We start from the raw sequence: 16,952 nt of genomic DNA, 5'->3' as shown, positions 1-16,952 counted from the left end.
CTGTTCTGTCATTCTCAGGCTACTTAATTACGCGAATTTCTACACGGCGATTTTCGGCGCGCCCCTGCGGTGTATCATTACTGGCGATAGGGTCTTCTTCGCCGTAACCTCGAGCCTCCAGACGCATAGGTTGAATGCCCATATTAACCAGATACTGCATCACAGCGTTCGCTCTGCGCTCTGACAGGCGCTGGTTATTTGCTGCTGCACCGAGGGAGTCGGTATAAGCGCCAATTTCAATTCGGGCATCCGGGTACTCCAGCAAGGTATCTGCGACCTTCTCAAGAACACGGGTTGCACCGCGCGTCAGTTCGGCTGATCCGCTGGCAAAGTAAACACCATCGAGGCGAGCATCCAGTACGGAGCATCCACGGTGGTTCACTGACATGCCTGCAGGCGTCCCCGGACAATCATCAATATCATCGACAATTCCGTCGTCATCGCTATCAGCCATGATGACTACCCGCTCACGAACGGGTTCTGGCTTAGGCAATGGGCGCGGCTTAACTACCCGACGACGCTGCGGCACCGGCTCACTTGTGCCAAAGCGTTTCATAACGGACAGCCCCACAAAGTGAGCATCACGTGTGAATGACTGCCCTGAAATTCGCGCCGTCCAACTGTCTTTGAAGCTGTACTCGATTCCTATGCCGAGCCCCAGAGCCATGGATGCTTCCTTGCTGTAGTCGACGTCAGAGTCTGTTGATAGTGATGCCAGACCAGCTTCAAGATAGGCGTTCAGCGAGTTTTTGCCGTTCCAACTGGTCTGCCAGGGGTACCAGTGCAATGCGGCGCCAAGAGCACTGTAACCGAAGTCAGATTCATCCCCTGTATCACCGTCCTCAAGCACTGCATTCCCGAGATCGGTGTAATGCAATTCAACCGAGAGGTCTTCTTTCAGGCGATAACCACCGAACAACTGAAAACCCACTCCGGAGTCATCGACGTTGTCATAGACGCTATCGCTGGTTCCCGGTGTCAGACGGCTGACCCCCAACCCGAAACCAACGTACGTCTCCTCCGATTCAAAGGCTTGTGAGGTCAGCGGCAACATTGTGAGTATCGCGAACACGAGTGACGCACCGGGCTTCAGAAGCGAGCGTCTACGTGCTCCGCGGCGCATCAGCACCAACGGCAGGCTGAGCAATGTCCAGAGCAGGCTCTGACTACCAAGGCCTGGTAATGATGCATTCACTTCCCCTTTACCCGGTACGATATTCTCCACCAGCTCAGGGGCCTGCTCGGCATCCGGTACCTGCATGTAATCTGGCGTACCATCGCCATCGGAGTCCGCACATGCAACGCCAGTACCGCACTCTTGACGGTCACTGATGCCATCACCGTCAGAGTCGCCCGAACCATCCGGCATACCTGCAGCATTGTTGCTGTCCGGGTCACGGTAATCCGGGATGCCGTCGTCATCGGCGTCACCTGTGCCACCTTCTTCGCTGGTGAGGATGCCATCGTTGTCGTCATCAGGATCAAGGTAGTCAGGGATACCGTCATTGTCGGTATCGTCATTGCGTGGATTACCATCGCCGTCGGCATCCTCAAATGCCGTCGCAACGCCATCGCCATCATCGTCCGGATCGCGGAAGTTCGGCAAATCATCGCCATCACTGTCCCAACAGAGAATCAGCCCCGGACACTCAATAGCATCACTGATGCCATCACGGTCCGAGTCACCACCTGACGGGTCCAGATAATCCGGAATACCATCAAAGTCGCTGTCGCCCTCATTTTCTTCTGCGGTCGGTACACCATCACCGTCGTCGTCAGGATCGCGGTAGTCTGGACGTCCGTCATTATCGGTATCGTCGTTCAACGGATCACCGTCACCATTGCGATCTTCGTCCACGGTCGGAATACCGTCTCCGTCATCATCCTCAGACAGGTAATCCGGAGCACCGTTTCCATCGCTGTCTGGGCAAGGAATACCGGTCAGACACTCACGGGCATCACTCACGCCGTCGCGATCACTATCACCGCTACCATCCGGAGTCATGGCTTCGTTACTGTCATCCGGATCGAGGTAGTCTGGGATACCGTCGTTATCGGCATCCAGCCCCTGCTCGTCATCCGTCGGCACACCATCATTGTCGTCATCGCGATCCAGATAGTCCGGTTGTCCGTCACCATCGGTGTCATCGTTCACAGGATTGCCATCCGCGCCCAGGTCTTCCTCAATGGAAGGAATGCCATCACCGTCGTCGTCCTCGTCGAGATAGTCCGGAACGCCATCGGCGTCTGTATCACGACACGGAACACCGTCCGGACACTCGGCACCATCTGGAACTCCATCTTCGTCTGAATCGCCAGCGGATGGATCGAGATAATCCGGAATACCATCACCGTCACTGTCACCAGTGCCCTCGTCTATGGTGTTGAACCCATCGTTATCGTCATCTTCATCACGGTAATCCGGTATGCCATCACCATCGGTATCTCGGTTCGGACCTTCCTCCAGAGTTGGACGCCCGTCATTGTCGTCGTCGTCATCGGCGTAGTCAGGTGTGCCATCACCATCAGTGTCACGACACGGGATACCAGTCGGGCACTCTGTAATGTCATTAATTCCATCGCCATCAGAATCACCGCCGGTTCCTGACGCTGTGCTGCCATCCGGGTCGAGATAATCCGGAATGCCGTCGCTATCAGCGTCACCGTTACCTTCTTCATCGGATAGAACGCCATCGCCGTCATCGTCACGATCCAGGTAGTCAGGAATACCATCACCATCGGTATCGTCATTCGCCGGATTGCCATCGTCGTTCGGATCTTCGGCACGGGTCATACGACCATCATTGTCGTCATCCGGATCGTAGTAGTCCGGCTGACCGTCCTGGTCGGTGTCTTTACATGGCGCGCCTGACTGACACTCTGCAAGGTCTGACAGGGTGTCATTATCACTGTCACCCGGCCCACTGATGTCGCTGTCATTCGGGTCCAGATACGCTGGAATAGTATCCTCATCGAAATCAGGGCCTGCCTGAGTTGATGGATTACCGTCGCCATCGGTGTCATCGTCTTCACTGCGTGTATTCACGCCATCGCCGTCGTCATCAGCGTCGCGGAAGTCTGGTATACCGTCGTTATCCGTATCGCGCTCATAACCCTCAATGCTGCTTGGCACACCATCGTTGTCGTCATCAGCATCAAGATAATCAGGCAGGCCATCACCATCGGTATCCCGGCATGGGAACCCAGTGTCACACTCAAGATCATCGAAGATACCGTCGCCATCAGCATCACCCGGCGAGCCGTTCAGTTCGTCGTTCGGGTCCAGATACGCTGGAATGCCGTCACCGTCTGCATCATCGTCGCGCGGATTGCCATTCCCGTTCAGATCTTCTTCGGCCGTTGTACGGCCATCGCCATCATCGTCAGGGTCGAGGTAGTCAGGAATACCGTCTCGATCGAGGTCATCGTTATCCGGATTACCATCGCCATTGGCGTCCTCTTCCAGATTGGTCAGGCCATCGCCATCGTCATCGGTACTGTCAGGATCAAGGTAATCAGGCACGCCGTCATCGTCGCCGTCAGGCCCTGGATTGGTGGCTGGGTTGCCGTCGCCATCCAGGTCCGCGTCTTCGTCTGCAGTCGGTATACCATCGCCGTCGTCATCGGCATCCATGTAATCCGGCACGCCATCGAAATCACGATCGATACAAGGAACCCCTGTCGGGCACTCAATGTTGTCTGGAATACCGTCTCCATCGCCGTCGCCCGGTGACGTACTTACACCGTCGTTAGCGTCGAGGTAGGCCGGAATGCCGTCACCGTCTGAATCAGGTCCGGCATTGGTCGCCGCATTGTTATCGAGGTCAGTATTCGCATCTTCCGTCGGTGTTGGAATGTCATCACCGTCGTCATCAGCGTCGAGGTAATCCGGGATATTATCTCCGTCGGTATCACGCCCCGGCGCTTCCTGAGTGGTTGGAATGCTGTCCCCGTCATCGTCTTCATCGCGGAAATCAGGAATGCCGTCGAAGTCGGTATCCTGGCACGGTAACGCGGTACCACACTCGGTGTTGTCCGCGATACCATCGCCATCCGAATCACCTACTCCAGCCTCACCATCGTTAGGATCGAGATACGCTGGTATACCATCGCTGTCTGCATCCGGGCCCGGATTGGTCGCGGCATTCCCATCAAGATCTGTGTCAGCATCTTCATCGCGGGTCAGAGTGCCATCACCATCATCGTCATTATCAAGATAATCTTCGACACCGTTACCATCAGAGTCGGTTTCGGCGCCTTCAGTACGGGTAGGAATTCCATCGTTGTCATCGTCTGAATCCATATAGTCCGGACGACCATCGTTGTCGCTATCACGGCACGGCAGACCAGAAGCACATTCACGATCATCTGTGATGCCGTCATCGTCAGCATCACCAGGCGCCGCCGTCAGGCTGTCGTTAGGGTCCAGATACGCTGGGATTCCGTCATTGTCTGCATCCGGCCCCGGCGTCGTCGCAGGATTCGCGTCGCCATCGGTATTGCTATCTTCGTCAATTGTGGCGATGCCATCGCCATCATCATCGCGATCCAGATAATCAGGAACAGCATCGCCATCGGTGTCACGATTTGAACCTTCGCTCAGCGTCGGGATACCATCAGCATCGTCGTCGGCGTCAGCGAAATCGGGGATGCCATCGTTATCGATGTCAGTACATGGGTGCCCGGAAGCACACTCGACATCATCAGGAATTCCATCAGAGTCGCTGTCGCCTGCATTAGTGTCATCCGCGTCGTTCGGATCAAGGTACGCAGGGATGCCATCGCTGTCCTGATCGTCATTGGTGAAATCACCGTCGTCGTTCAGGTCTTCGTCGCGCGTCAGAATGCCATCGTTGTCATCGTCTTCATCACGGAAGTCGGGCATGCCGTCTGCATCAGAGTCGCGCTCGCCGCCTTCTTCGGCTGACAGAATGCCATCGTTGTCGTCGTCTTCATCCATGTAATCCGGGATACCGTCCGCATCACTGTCCTGACAAGGAATGCCATCCGGACATTCAACGGTATCCGGGATGCCGTCATCATCGCTGTCGTTGGTACCATCGGTACTGTCGTCATCACGGTCTAGATAGTCCGGGATACCATCGCCATCGCTATCGTCATTGGTTGGATCGCCGTCACCATTAACATCTTCCTCTTCCGTCGTACGGCCATCACCATCATCGTCGTCGTCAAGGTAATCTGGTGTGCCGTCGCGATCGAGGTCGTCGTTGGTTGGATCGCCATCGCCATTTCTGTCTTCATCAAGGTCGGTCAGGCCATCGCCATCACCGTCTGCAGCAAAGAATTCAATCATCACTGGCGTCAGAGCTTCGCCTGCAGCACTGATGGATACCGTCCCAGTGCCCACCTCAAAAAGCGAAGTCAGTTCAACGGTGTAAACACCGTTGCCCTGATCTGTCACGGCAGAGAGTGCCCCCAGATCCGTGGTGAACTCGGCCGGTACCTCAGTCACTATGTCGCCTGCAGTGTCACGAACAATGACCTTGATTACTGATGCAGAAGAACCATCGGCAGGAACCGACAAAGGCGTTGCAGAGGTGGATGAATTGTCAGCGCTGACCAGCACTTCAATGGTGATCTGGCCAATGATTTCGCGCGTATTTCCTGCCCCATCTTCAGACACCACGGTCACTGGATAGCTACCGTTATCCAGCGCATCGACAAGGGTAATGCTCCAGAGGCCATTCGTATCTGCGCTGGTTTCGTAATCATTGCCATTCACGGATACTGTAATCTGAGTTCCTGCTTCTGCATTACCAGACAGCTCCGGCGTATAATCCACAATCGTGGTGCCATCCTGGGTAAGCGACAGCTCAACCGGATCAATGGTATCAATCGTAATAGCGAACGACTCTGACAATCCAGAGAGGTTACCCGCGGCATCCGTGGCAGTGGCCGTCAGTGAATACTCACCATCATCCAGTGCGGTCTGCCCATAGTCGAGACTCCACTCACCGGACGCATTGGCGATAACGTTGCCGATCAGGCTACCATCACGATAAATGTTAATCTCTGCTCCCGGCTCACTTGTACCGCTGATCACCAGACTATTATCAGAGGTCAGGCCGTCGTTGCTGTCGGCGCCTGTGTCGCCTGAAATCCCAGTAATGGAAGGCGCTTCTGGCGTGGTCGTATCGACCACGACCAGAACAGGCGCAGAAACAACGCCGGTATTGCCAGCCAGGTCAGTGACCTGATTTGTGATCTGATACTCGCCGTCCGTCAGAGCGACGTCGGTGTAATCCAGCTGCCACTGGCCCGCTTCGTCAGCCGCAACAACGCCCGCAGGATTACCATTGACAAAGACCTCGATCTGGCTTGATGGCTCCGACGAACCCGAAATAATCAGTTCGTTATCCGCCGTAATACGATCATTTGGCGTCGCCGTATCATCACTGATACCCGCGAGAGTCGCTGGCGCTGGCACAGTGGTATCAATGACAAGCTGCAAAGGCTGACTGTCTGACTGGTTACCAGCCAAATCTCGACTTCGCGCAATCACCTGATACGTGCCATCTGGCAACGCCTGCGGAGCGCTATCAAACTGCCATTGACCCGCGTCACCCGCTTGAGTCGAACCAATAACGCTACCATCCAGCAGGATATCAATATCGCTGCCCGCTTCTGCCGTTCCCACATACACAACAACGTTGTCTGACGTCACGCCGTCGGCAGCCGATGCGCCGGTATCATCAAGAATGCCACTGACGATAGGCGCATCAGGTGCCTGCGTATCAACAACCAACACAAGTGCTGACGACTCGTTGCTCTGATTACCTGCGATGTCAGTGGCGATGGCAGTGATCTGATGCGAACCATCCGCCAGCACGATCCCGGAATAGTCGAACGTCCAATCTCCACTAGCGTTCGCCTTCACCATACCGACGAGAGCGCCATCAATCCGGATATCAAGATCGGCTCCCGCTTCTGCGGTGCCACTCAGAATCAGCGTGTTATCAAAAGTGACCTGATCCCCGGCGATGCCAGTATCTTCAGTCACAGAAGAAACCAGCGGTGCGTCCGGTGCTGTCTGATCCACGATAAGAGAGTAAGCCACAGAAAGAGGACTCATCAGGCCTGCCAGACTCTCTGCCTGGGCTGTCAGCTGATAGGTGCCTTCAGTAAGCTCTACGCCAGAGTAATCAAACGTCCAGCTACCCGCAGCCGTGGTAGTCGTGGTTCCGATAGCAGCGCCATCGAGGAAGACCGTAATTCTGGTGTCAGCTCCGCCACTACCACGGATAAGCAGAGTCGCATCGGAAGTAATGCCATCCGCAACGCCCGTATCATCGGTGATTGCAGTGATGGCTGGCGTTACAGGGCCCGTCGTATCAACAGTTATGGAGTAATTATCAGACACAGCAGATCCATTGCCTGCAGCATCCACTGCCACGGCAGTGATCACATAGCTGCCGTCGTCCAGAACGACTGCCCGGTTGTCATAAACCCAATCGCCATTACCGTCTGCCTGGACAGTGCCAACGACGCTACCGTCCATTGAAACAACCACATCATCAAACGCTTCTGCTGTACCCAGAATGCGTAGAGTATTGTCACTGGTAATACCATCGCCCGGCGTACCCGTATCATCAGATATTGCTGAAATCACAGGCGCTGCAGAGGCTTCGGTATCGACAGTCACTGTGTATGCTGACTCCGTCGACGTGTTGCCCGCGATATCAGACGCCACCGTCGTAAAGACATGCTCTCCGTCACTCAGGCTTACGAACGAGTAATCATAGGCCCATGCCCCAGTTGGGTCGGTGTCCACAAAACCAGCAAAGCCGCCATCGACAAACACTGAAATACGCTGATTCGCAGTCGCCTGCCCTGTGAGTACCAGCGTAGTATCGTTAGTCAGAGCATCACTGTTCGAACGCCCGGTATCGTCACTGATACCCGTGATTGCCGTAGGAGCAGGCGCGGCGGTATCGACGACGACAGTCAATGAATCAGATTCGCCACTGGTATTGCCCGCACTGTCAGTCGCGATTGCAGTTACTGAGTATATCGCGTCATCAAGCTCTGTATCTGAGTGATCATACGACCAGCTTCCACTGGCATCGGCAACCACGGTTGCGACCTGATTACCGTCGATACGAACAGCAACGGTGCTTCCCGCTTCTGCAGTACCAGAGAAAACCAGAGATGTGTCGTTAGTAACCTGATCACTGTCGGATAAACCAGTGTCGGCCGAGATGGAAGAGACAACAGGCGCGGCTGGTGCGGTCTGGTCAAGCGTGTAGGTTTCTGCATCAGCAGGGAGTGTGACGGAAGCTGCATTGCCCTCAGCATCAACAATGTTCTGAGCGTCTGAAAGGGACAGTGCCAGTGTGCCATTAGCTCCCGAAATACTAGAAACGGTAACATCGAACACGGTTTCAGAAACAGGCGTTACGGACGCTATCGTTCCGAGCGTCGTAACGAAATCAGTAGTGTCAATATTCTCAACGTATTCCGAAAAGCTGACACGGAAGGTAACGGCGCTTGAGTTAGTAAATTCCTCCGCCGGGTTCAACCTTGTTAAACCTGAGATAGAGGGGCTCATGCCGTCCGAAATAATTACGAAATAATCTTCGACTTCACCCGAAGCAAATGCCCCCGCCGGCGTAGATGCTGTAAGCCCCAGGTTGGCAATACGTAAACGGAGGTATGTTGGGCCAGCAACAACGTCTGCGCCGGCTGTTCCAATGTCATTCCAGGTCAGCGTAACCGGCACTTCGTACGAATCACTATCTACCAGCGCTAAAGTAGACGCCTCATCCGGCTGAAACTGCCCGTCACGGTCAAAATCAATCCACCCCACGACATCCGAACTGCTGCCGTTAATGGAGGTAGCAGCAAAAGTGACACTATAGCTCGTCTCGGAAAGGCTGATATTCGGAACATCAATTAAAGCATTGTCTGCGTCATCTACGGCTCCACCTTGAGAGTCATCAACTCCGTCAACAAAGCCATCAACGTCACCTGTCAAGCCTACAGGCCCTAAATGCACACCTTCAACGATGTCGTGCTCGGCACCGCCCGATGAAGCCAAGGTTCCGTAACTATCCGGGGCATCGCCATAATCACTGATAGGCTCAGAACGTATACTATCTGCTCTGAAAAAGATCCAGGTATCGTAACCTGCATCACTGACATCTGCGAGGCCAGTAACGACGTTGACGCTCTGACCCGGAGTCACAGGTACACGACAGGAAAGCCTGCGCGTGAAGCCATCCATCTCCGTATTGATGCCACTATTGGTATTGTCTACATAGATACCACTGTTGCTCACGCCGTCCGTATTATTGGGATAGTTGTTAGCTCCCTCAGGTGCAGGAAGATTCAGCGAGTGGATATTATTAATCCGCACTTCATCACCCGCTGGCGTAAGTGCGCAGTTGTTACCGTTAACCAGCACGCGCGCAAGGTCATTATAACTGTCGCCAACATACTCAAGGTACTCTTCCGAGCCGAAGATAAAGTCGATAATTAAAACGTCATTTTCCGGAACAACGTCGAACGAGAACTTAACAACGTCGTAAAGGCCATCACCTAAATCAGTGTCATCTACTGCACTGTTAGACCAGGCTGTTGTGGTGTTTGAGGCGTCATTCGAACCAACAACCGATTCGACATTCCCCGTACTGAGAATAACGCCAGAATCAAAAGCACTGCCAAACAGAGTGCTATATCCGCTGAACTGTCCGCCCTGTTGAGTGTTCGACACGTAAGTAAACCACCCGGTTCGTACCTGGTAACTTGTCGAATATGTTGCGCCAGACACCGAAACGCCCGGCCCGGCAAGCAACTCTGCCATGGTATCAACAGTGACTTGTGAATTACTGAGTGGGAGCACTTCTTCAGCGTGAAGAGATGAGGCATACGCCAACGCGGCGATACAACTTGCCTTAAAAAAACGGGACATCTATGGGTCCTTACGATTGCTCAATAATTAGAATACTGCCAACTTTCCAAATGTTACCGAATGCCCGCTGGGCATTTCGGCCGCAGTATTATTTTGATTTCCATAATTGTAGCTTGTCATGGCAGAGCGATGATCACGCTTCTTCTTTACAAGCTGTCATTTCAGACCATCTGATCACATCGTGATAAAACGTGTGTCCCCCGGACATAAAGCCCTCGACAGTCACAGATTTCTGATGATTGCTTTTATACCTGAAAACGCATTCAGTTACATTGCCGTTACATTGTCTTTGTGTGGCTTTACCGCGGGTTGACAGTCGTATCGGTACGCCTTGTACGGCAGCGCATTTCAGAATCAAAAAGGTTTGCCGTACAATCCGCCCTCATCCTCAAGCCCAAGGAAACACAGGAATGAGCAAGGCGTCTTCACATACCCCGATGATGCAGCAGTACTTCAAGATTAAGTCTGAATTTCCGGACACCTTGCTGTTTTACCGAATGGGCGACTTTTACGAACTTTTCTACGATGACGCCAAACGCGCTGCGCAGATTCTCGATATTACGCTGACGGCCCGTGGACAGAGTGGCGGACAACCCATTCCTATGGCTGGAGTACCCTTTCACGCGGCAGAAAACTACATCGCGAAGCTGGTTAAAAATGGCGTATCGGTTGCCATTGCAGAGCAGGTTGGCGACCCAGCCACCAGCAAGGGCCCAGTAGAGCGCAAAGTTGTGCGTATTCTGACGCCGGGCACCCTGACCGATGAAGCCCTGCTCGATGAGCACCTGGATAACCTGCTTGTCTCTGTGTGCTCTCATCAACAGCGCCACGGCATTGCCGTTCTTGAGATTTCATCTGGCCGTTTCAGTGTGTTTGAAGTTGATGGTGAGGATGCCCTACTGGCAGAGATTGAACGACTCCGCCCGGCAGAATTGCTACTGCCGGAAGATCAGATTTTTCCGGAGGCGGTTGCCAACCGTGCCGGTGCCACCCAACAAGCACCATGGCATTATGAGTCCGATACGGCACTGCGCCTGCTGACGACTCAGTTGAAGACCCGCGATCTGCGCGGTTTTGGCTGCGAAGGCATGAAGACAGCCATTCGTGCCGCAGGCGCCCTGCTCAACTATGCCCAAGAGACGCAGCGCAACAGCCTGCCCCATATTCGTTCTTTAACGGTAGAGCAGCCAGACGATGCCATCATCATCGACCCGGCCAGCCGCCGTAATCTCGAAATCGACATCAACCAGAAAGGCGACAATCTCTACACGCTCGCCTGGGTGCTCGATAAAACAGCCACTGCAATGGGAAGCCGCTTGTTGCGCCGCTGGCTCAATCGTCCGCTGCGCGATCATACGATTCTGGGGCTTCGCCAAAACCTGATCGCACAATGCCTGCAACAATACGCGCATGAAGATCTGCATCAGCATCTTAAGCAGGTCGGTGATATTGAACGTATTCTCTCTCGTGTGGCCCTGGGCTCCGCCCGTCCCCGCGACCTTGCAAGGCTGCGTGATGCACTTGCGGTTATTCCGGACATACGTCAGCGGCTGTCTGAACTGGAAGCGCCCCTCGGAACCGATATCTGTGAGCGAGCCCCAGAATTTCCGCAATGGGTGAGCCGTTTACAAGCAGCGATTATAGATAACCCGCCGGTCGTTATCCGCGACGGTGGTGTCATCGCAGAAGGCTATGACGCTGAGCTTGATGAACTACGTTCCCTCAGTGAGAACGCAGGCGACTATCTGGTTAAACTGGAAGAACGCGAACGTGAACGCACAGGCATCAGTACCCTCAAGGTGGGTTACAACCGTGTGCACGGTTACTACATTGAAATCAGCAAGGCGCAGTCTGAGTCTGCGCCCACCGAGTATATCCGTCGCCAGACACTGAAGAACGCCGAACGCTTTATCACCCCGGAGCTGAAAGAATTCGAAGATAAAGCGCTGAGCGCGAAAGCACGGGCACTCAGCCGTGAAAAAATGCTCTACGACGCCTTGCTCACAGACCTCGCTGAAGACCTTATCCCACTGCAGGTAGCTGCAGCTGCCCTGTCGGAACTTGATGTGCTTACCTGCCTGGCGGAACGGGCAGAGACACTCCGCCTTAATGCTCCGGAGTTGGTTGATGACAGTGTGGTTGATATCCGCCAGGGGCGTCATCCGGTGGTCGAATCATTGATTACCGATCCGTTTGTCGCCAACGATACCTGCCTGGATGGCGAACGCCGCATGCAGATTATTACCGGGCCGAACATGGGCGGTAAATCGACCTACATGCGTCAGGTTGCCCTGATCACCTTGCTGGCACACATCGGCTCTTACGTACCGGCTGAATTCTGCAAGCTCGGACCCATCGACCGTATTTTCACCCGCATGGGTTCGGCTGACGACGTCGCCGGTGGTCGCTCTACCTTTATGGTCGAGATGACAGAAACTGCCAATATCCTGCATAACGCCACGTGCGACAGCCTGGTGTTAATGGACGAAGTCGGACGCGGCACTTCAACCTTTGATGGCCTGTCCCTCGCCTGGGCAGCCGCCGCTCATCTCGCCGAGAATACCGAAGCTTTTACGCTGTTCGCGACGCATTACTTCGAAATGACCGCTCTGCCCGAGCAATACACCAACACCATCAATGTTCACCTTAAGGCGACCGAGCACGATGAGCGGATTATCTTTCTGCACAGTGTGGAGGAAGGCCCGGCCAATCAGAGTTACGGCTTACAGGTCGCACAGCTGGCGGGGGTTCCACCTGCCGTTATCTCCAATGCCCGTCAACAACTGGCACAACTCGAGCAGCAAACAGGCCCAGTCACGCCTGTCGTACCCATCAAAACCGGGCGCAACAGCGAACCGGCACCAATGCAGTCCGATCTTTTTGCCGCAGGCCCCAGCCCGGCTGAAGAGGCACTGGCAAAGGTTAATCCGGATGACCTGACACCGCGACAGGCACTGGAGCTGGTCTACTCATTGAAGGACCTGATATAGAGGATAAATGAGGAGCATTGTTCGGTATAACCGAACGGTGTCTCCCGAATTTTCCCCAACAAAAGAAGACCCGGCGCCTTGCCTGACCATCGCCGACTACCTAGAATACCCGCAACCGTGATAAGCAGGGCCGAAGAGCCCCGAATGATGATTCAGGAGAAGATCAGATGACCTTCGTCGTAACCGATAACTGCGTTAAGTGTAAGTACACAGACTGTGTTGAAGTCTGCCCGGTAGACTGCTTCTACGAAGGCCCGAACTTCCTCGTTATTCACCCGGACGAGTGTATTGACTGCGCACTCTGTGAGCCAGAGTGTCCTGCCGAAGCGATTTTCTCTGAGGACGAAGTTCCAGCAGGACAGGAACAGTATATTGAACTCAATGCTGAGTTGTCTGAAGAGTGGGCTGACAACAACATTACTGAGCAGAAAGATCCTCTGCCAGACGCAGAAGAATGGGACGGTGTACCAGACAAGATCCAGTATCTGGAACGCTGATTCACTGGTCAGCCCTGACCATAAAAAAGCCCCGGGAACTCATGTTGCCGGGGCTTTTTGTTTTCTTCACGCTCTACATCCGACTTCAGCTGAGCCATTGATCAAACATTTCGACCATCACCGTCTCGCCCGGCTCGACATGGCCTCGCTCCTGCTCAAGCACAATAAAACAGTTCGCTTTACTGACGGAACTTAGAATTCCCGAGCCCTGCTGCCCTGTACTGCGTACCTGCCACTGGCCAGCGTCATGTAATTCAGCAATGCCTCGTTGGTAATCCGCCCGACCCGGACGCTTTTTCAAGCGCTCGCTGGCAATAGCCGGTATGCGTACAGGCGGAGATATCGTCTCGCCAGAAAGGCTGCGTAACACAGGCAGCCCGATCTGGTGTAGGGTTACTAGGGCCGATACAGGGTTACCGGGCAGCCCCAGAAAGAGCGTTTTGCCGATTCGCCCAAACGCCAACGGTTTGCCCGGCTTCATCGCCAGCTTCCAGAGATCCAACTTACCCAGAGCCTCGACCGCAGTGCGGGTAAAATCCGCTTCGCCGACAGATACGCCACCGCTGGTAATAATGATGTCGGCATCCGCGGCGGCTGTCTCCAGCGCTTCCTGAATAGCTTCAAGCGTATCGCTCACCGCAGTAACTGCAGATATCTCAGCACCCAGTCGCGCAAGAATCGGCCGCAATACAAAGGAATTGCTCTCGTAGATTTTTCCAGCAGGTAACTCACTGCCTGGAGCTACCAACTCGTCGCCTGTAGTTAACAGACTGACTCGCAACGGTCTTACAACATCGACATCAGCAATGCCAATGCTGGCGAGAAGACCACAATCAGCTGGGGTCAGGCGACGCCCTGCAGCCAGAACAACCTCGCCATGGCGGATATCCTCTCCGGCACGACGAATATTATCGCCGTCGCGAAGAGACTCCGGGTGATCGACCCGCACACCGGCATCCACCACCTCGGTATTTTCCTGCATCACCACAAGCTTAGCGCCGTCAGGAACAACGGCTCCGGTCATAATACGAACGCATTCACCAGCGCTGAGTACACCTTCAAAGACCTCACCAGCCAGAACGATGCCACGCTGACGGAAAAGACCGATTGGCGTACGCCCACTATCAAGAGAACCAGGATTCACAGCGTACCCATCCATGGCTGAGTTATCCGCAGGGGGAACATTCACAGGGCTGATCACGTCCTTGGCCAGCACACGACCACACGCCTGCTCAAGCGGGCAGAGCTCCTGCTCCCTAACGGGCGTTACCTGCGATAACAGATACTCAATTGCTGTATCGACCGGAGTTAATCCCGGCTGATCACAAGGATTCATGACTTGGCCTCCACAGAATCTGGACTCGAAACGCTCGTCGTGACCAATATCCAGTCCTCTAACGACAGTTCGAGAGTATCGCCAGCTTCAAGTGGCCCGACCCCCGGAGGGGTACCCGTCATGACGACATCGCCGGGGTTCAGGGTAAAAGTCTGAGACATATGAGCAATCAGAGAAAGAACGGGATTCAGCATATCGGAACTATTGCCTGACTGTTGCTGAGCACCATTACGATGCAAGGAGAAATTCAGGTTCTGCCAGTCAGATACCCGCGCCGCAGATACAAATGGGCTCAGAGGGCACGAACCGTCGAACGCTTTTGCGCGCTCCCAGGGCAGGCCTTTCTCTTTTAATACGGATTGAACATCCCGCAGGGTCAGATCAAGCCCAAGACCGATACCGGCCAGCGCGGAAGCGACATCAGCTTCAGACGCAGCTGTCAGCCTCTGGCCGATCAATACCGCCACTTCGAGTTCGTGATGCACATCGCCCTGAGACAGAGGAATGCTTAACGGCGCCTGCAGGTCGCATGCGGCATCGGCCGGTTTAATAAACAAAACAGGGGTGTCGGGAACCGGATTATTCAGTTCTGCTGTATGTGCCGCATAGTTACGGCCAATGCACACAATCTTGCCAACCGGCGATGAAAATGGCGCACCATCAAGGGAAGGGGTAAACATAATCGACCTGCAACAAGGTAAAACCCCGACTATAACACGCCGGGGTTCATCACTGCTCAGGGCTAAAAATCAGGATTTACCGCCAGGAAAGGAAATCAGTTCTGCAAGTTCACGGTTTGCCTGAGAAGGCACTTCAAGACTGCTTTCAAGTACACCTCGCAAAGTTTCCTGACTCTCGAAATCCATCGAATCGCAGGCACACCCTACAACATCATCATCGATATGAACCAAAGAACAGTCCATATCAATAATACCGCCGTTTTCCAGCGTCAGGCTGATCTTCAGCGATTGCTCCAGCTGCCAGCTGACGTTTTCTGGTATGACCAGCAGGATGCCTCGCATGCTGATATCCAGACAGAAGGTTTCAAGCTTCTGAGTGCCGTCGTCTACCTGAACCCGTTGAAACAGGTGAACGCGCTTTGCTTGTCGTTGTTCCATGGTTGTTTCCTGTTTGGGATACAACAGGTTTAGCCTGTTATGGCAAAACCGCAAGCTCGCGAATGCGATTTATTCCAGTCAGGTCACTTTTCAGCGATCTGACCGAACTATCAGGCTAAACGTTTATATTTCATACGCTTAGGTTGCGCATCACTGCCCAGGCGCTTTTTACGATCCTCTTCGTATTCAGTGTAGTTACCGTCGAAGAAGGTCACTTTCGAGTCGCCTTCATACGCCAGAATGTGGGTCGCAATACGATCCAGGAACCAGCGGTCGTGCGACACCACCATCACGGTACCCGGGAAGGCATCAATGGCCTCTTCCAGCGCACGCAAAGTTTCGACATCGAGGTCGTTAGACGGTTCATCGAGCAGCAGTACATTAGCGCCCTGCTTCAGCGTATACGCCAGTTGCAGACGTCCTCGCTCACCACCAGACAGCTCACCGACGCGCTTCTGCTGGTCACCACCTTTAAAGTTAAAGCGACCGATATAAGCACGGCTTGGGTACTCTTTGCCGTTGATATCGAGCATGTCGAGGCCGTCAGAAATAGATTCCCACACGGTTTTACTGTCATCGAGTTCGTCACGAAGCTGTTCAACGAAGGCCAGCTTCACGGTCTCACCGATGACCACTTCGCCTGAGTCTGGCTGCTCTGTACCCGCAATCATACGGAACAAAGTCGACTTACCTGCACCGTTACCGCCGACGATGCCGACAATCGCACCCGGTGGCACGGCGAAATCGAGATTATCGATCAGAACGCGGTCACCGAACGACTTAGTCACGTTGTGGAACTCGATGACCTTGTCGCCCAGACGCGGACCCGGTGGAATGTAGATTTCGTTGGTTTCGTTACGGGTCTGGAACTCACGGGAGTTCATTTCTTCGAAGCGAGCCAGGCGCGCTTTGCTCTTAGCCTGACGACCTTTTGCACCTTTGCGTACCCACTCCAGCTCATGCTTGATCGCTTTGGTGTGGGCTTCTTCTTCTTTCTTCTCCTGCTCTAATCGCTTTTCTTTCGCTTCAAGCCAGGTGGTGTAGTTGCCCTGATAAGGAATGCCGTGGCCGCGGTCGAGT

At 54.1% G+C, this 16,952-nt stretch carries 7 protein-coding genes; 2 read left to right on the top strand and 5 right to left on the bottom strand.

Annotated elements, in window-relative coordinates:
• Positions 1-19: 19 nt before the first annotated feature.
• Positions 20-9,931, bottom strand: a complete 9,912-nt coding sequence (locus B2R29_RS06970; protein ID WP_301180384.1) for an Ig-like domain-containing protein — start codon at positions 9,929-9,931, stop codon at positions 20-22.
• Between the two features lie 410 nt (positions 9,932-10,341).
• Here B2R29_RS06970 and mutS point away from each other — a divergent pair, with 410 nt between their 5' ends.
• Together mutS and fdxA are read left to right on the top strand one after the other, a co-directional pair.
• Positions 10,342-12,921 carry a DNA mismatch repair protein MutS gene (gene mutS, locus B2R29_RS06965; protein ID WP_301180383.1) on the top strand — a complete coding sequence of 860 codons (2,580 nt, stop codon included), beginning with the start codon at positions 10,342-10,344 and terminating at the stop codon, positions 12,919-12,921.
• A gap of 167 nt (positions 12,922-13,088) precedes the next feature.
• Complete coding sequence (gene fdxA, locus B2R29_RS06960; RefSeq protein WP_068442541.1) at positions 13,089-13,418, top strand: ferredoxin FdxA; 330 nt, start codon at positions 13,089-13,091, stop codon at positions 13,416-13,418.
• Between the two features lie 85 nt (positions 13,419-13,503).
• On the opposite strand, the gene glp is transcribed toward fdxA, so the two are convergent.
• The 4 genes from glp to B2R29_RS06940 form a co-directional block, all read right to left on the bottom strand.
• Positions 13,504-14,754, bottom strand: a complete 1,251-nt coding sequence (glp, locus tag B2R29_RS06955) for a gephyrin-like molybdotransferase Glp (RefSeq protein WP_301180382.1) — start codon at positions 14,752-14,754, stop codon at positions 13,504-13,506.
• A complete protein-coding gene (locus B2R29_RS06950) occupies positions 14,751-15,434 on the bottom strand; it encodes a fumarylacetoacetate hydrolase family protein (protein WP_301180381.1) in 684 nt (227 codons plus the stop codon). Before B2R29_RS06950 ends, glp begins: the two co-directional genes overlap by 4 nt.
• 69 nt (positions 15,435-15,503) lie before the next feature.
• On the bottom strand, positions 15,504-15,872 hold the full coding sequence (locus B2R29_RS06945; RefSeq protein WP_301180380.1) for a PilZ domain-containing protein: 369 nt from the start codon (positions 15,870-15,872) through the stop codon (positions 15,504-15,506).
• A 110-nt stretch (positions 15,873-15,982) separates the two neighbouring features.
• The coding region (locus B2R29_RS06940) for an ATP-binding cassette domain-containing protein (protein WP_301180379.1) at positions 15,983-16,952 on the bottom strand (970 nt) is incomplete at its 5' end.

This window comes from Thalassolituus sp. UBA3500 (assembly GCF_002377545.1).
GTDB lineage: Bacteria > Pseudomonadota > Gammaproteobacteria > Pseudomonadales > Oceanobacteraceae > Thalassolituus.
Note: the sequence above shows the minus strand (reverse complement) of the source record. Positions and strands in the feature narration are given on the sequence as shown.

Bases quoted from the DNA above. Each gene is read 5' to 3' on its own strand.
- B2R29_RS06970 (WP_301180384.1), bottom strand. From the start codon at position 9,931: ATGTCCCGTTTTTTTAAGGCAAGTTGTATCGCCGCGTTGGCGTATGCC.
- mutS (WP_301180383.1), top strand. From the start codon at position 10,342: ATGAGCAAGGCGTCTTCACATACCCCGATGATGCAGCAGTACTTCAAG.
- fdxA (WP_068442541.1), top strand. From the start codon at position 13,089: ATGACCTTCGTCGTAACCGATAACTGCGTTAAGTGTAAGTACACAGAC.
- glp (WP_301180382.1), bottom strand. From the start codon at position 14,754: ATGAATCCTTGTGATCAGCCGGGATTAACTCCGGTCGATACAGCAATT.
- B2R29_RS06950 (WP_301180381.1), bottom strand. From the start codon at position 15,434: ATGTTTACCCCTTCCCTTGATGGTGCGCCATTTTCATCGCCGGTTGGC.
- B2R29_RS06945 (WP_301180380.1), bottom strand. From the start codon at position 15,872: ATGGAACAACGACAAGCAAAGCGCGTTCACCTGTTTCAACGGGTTCAG.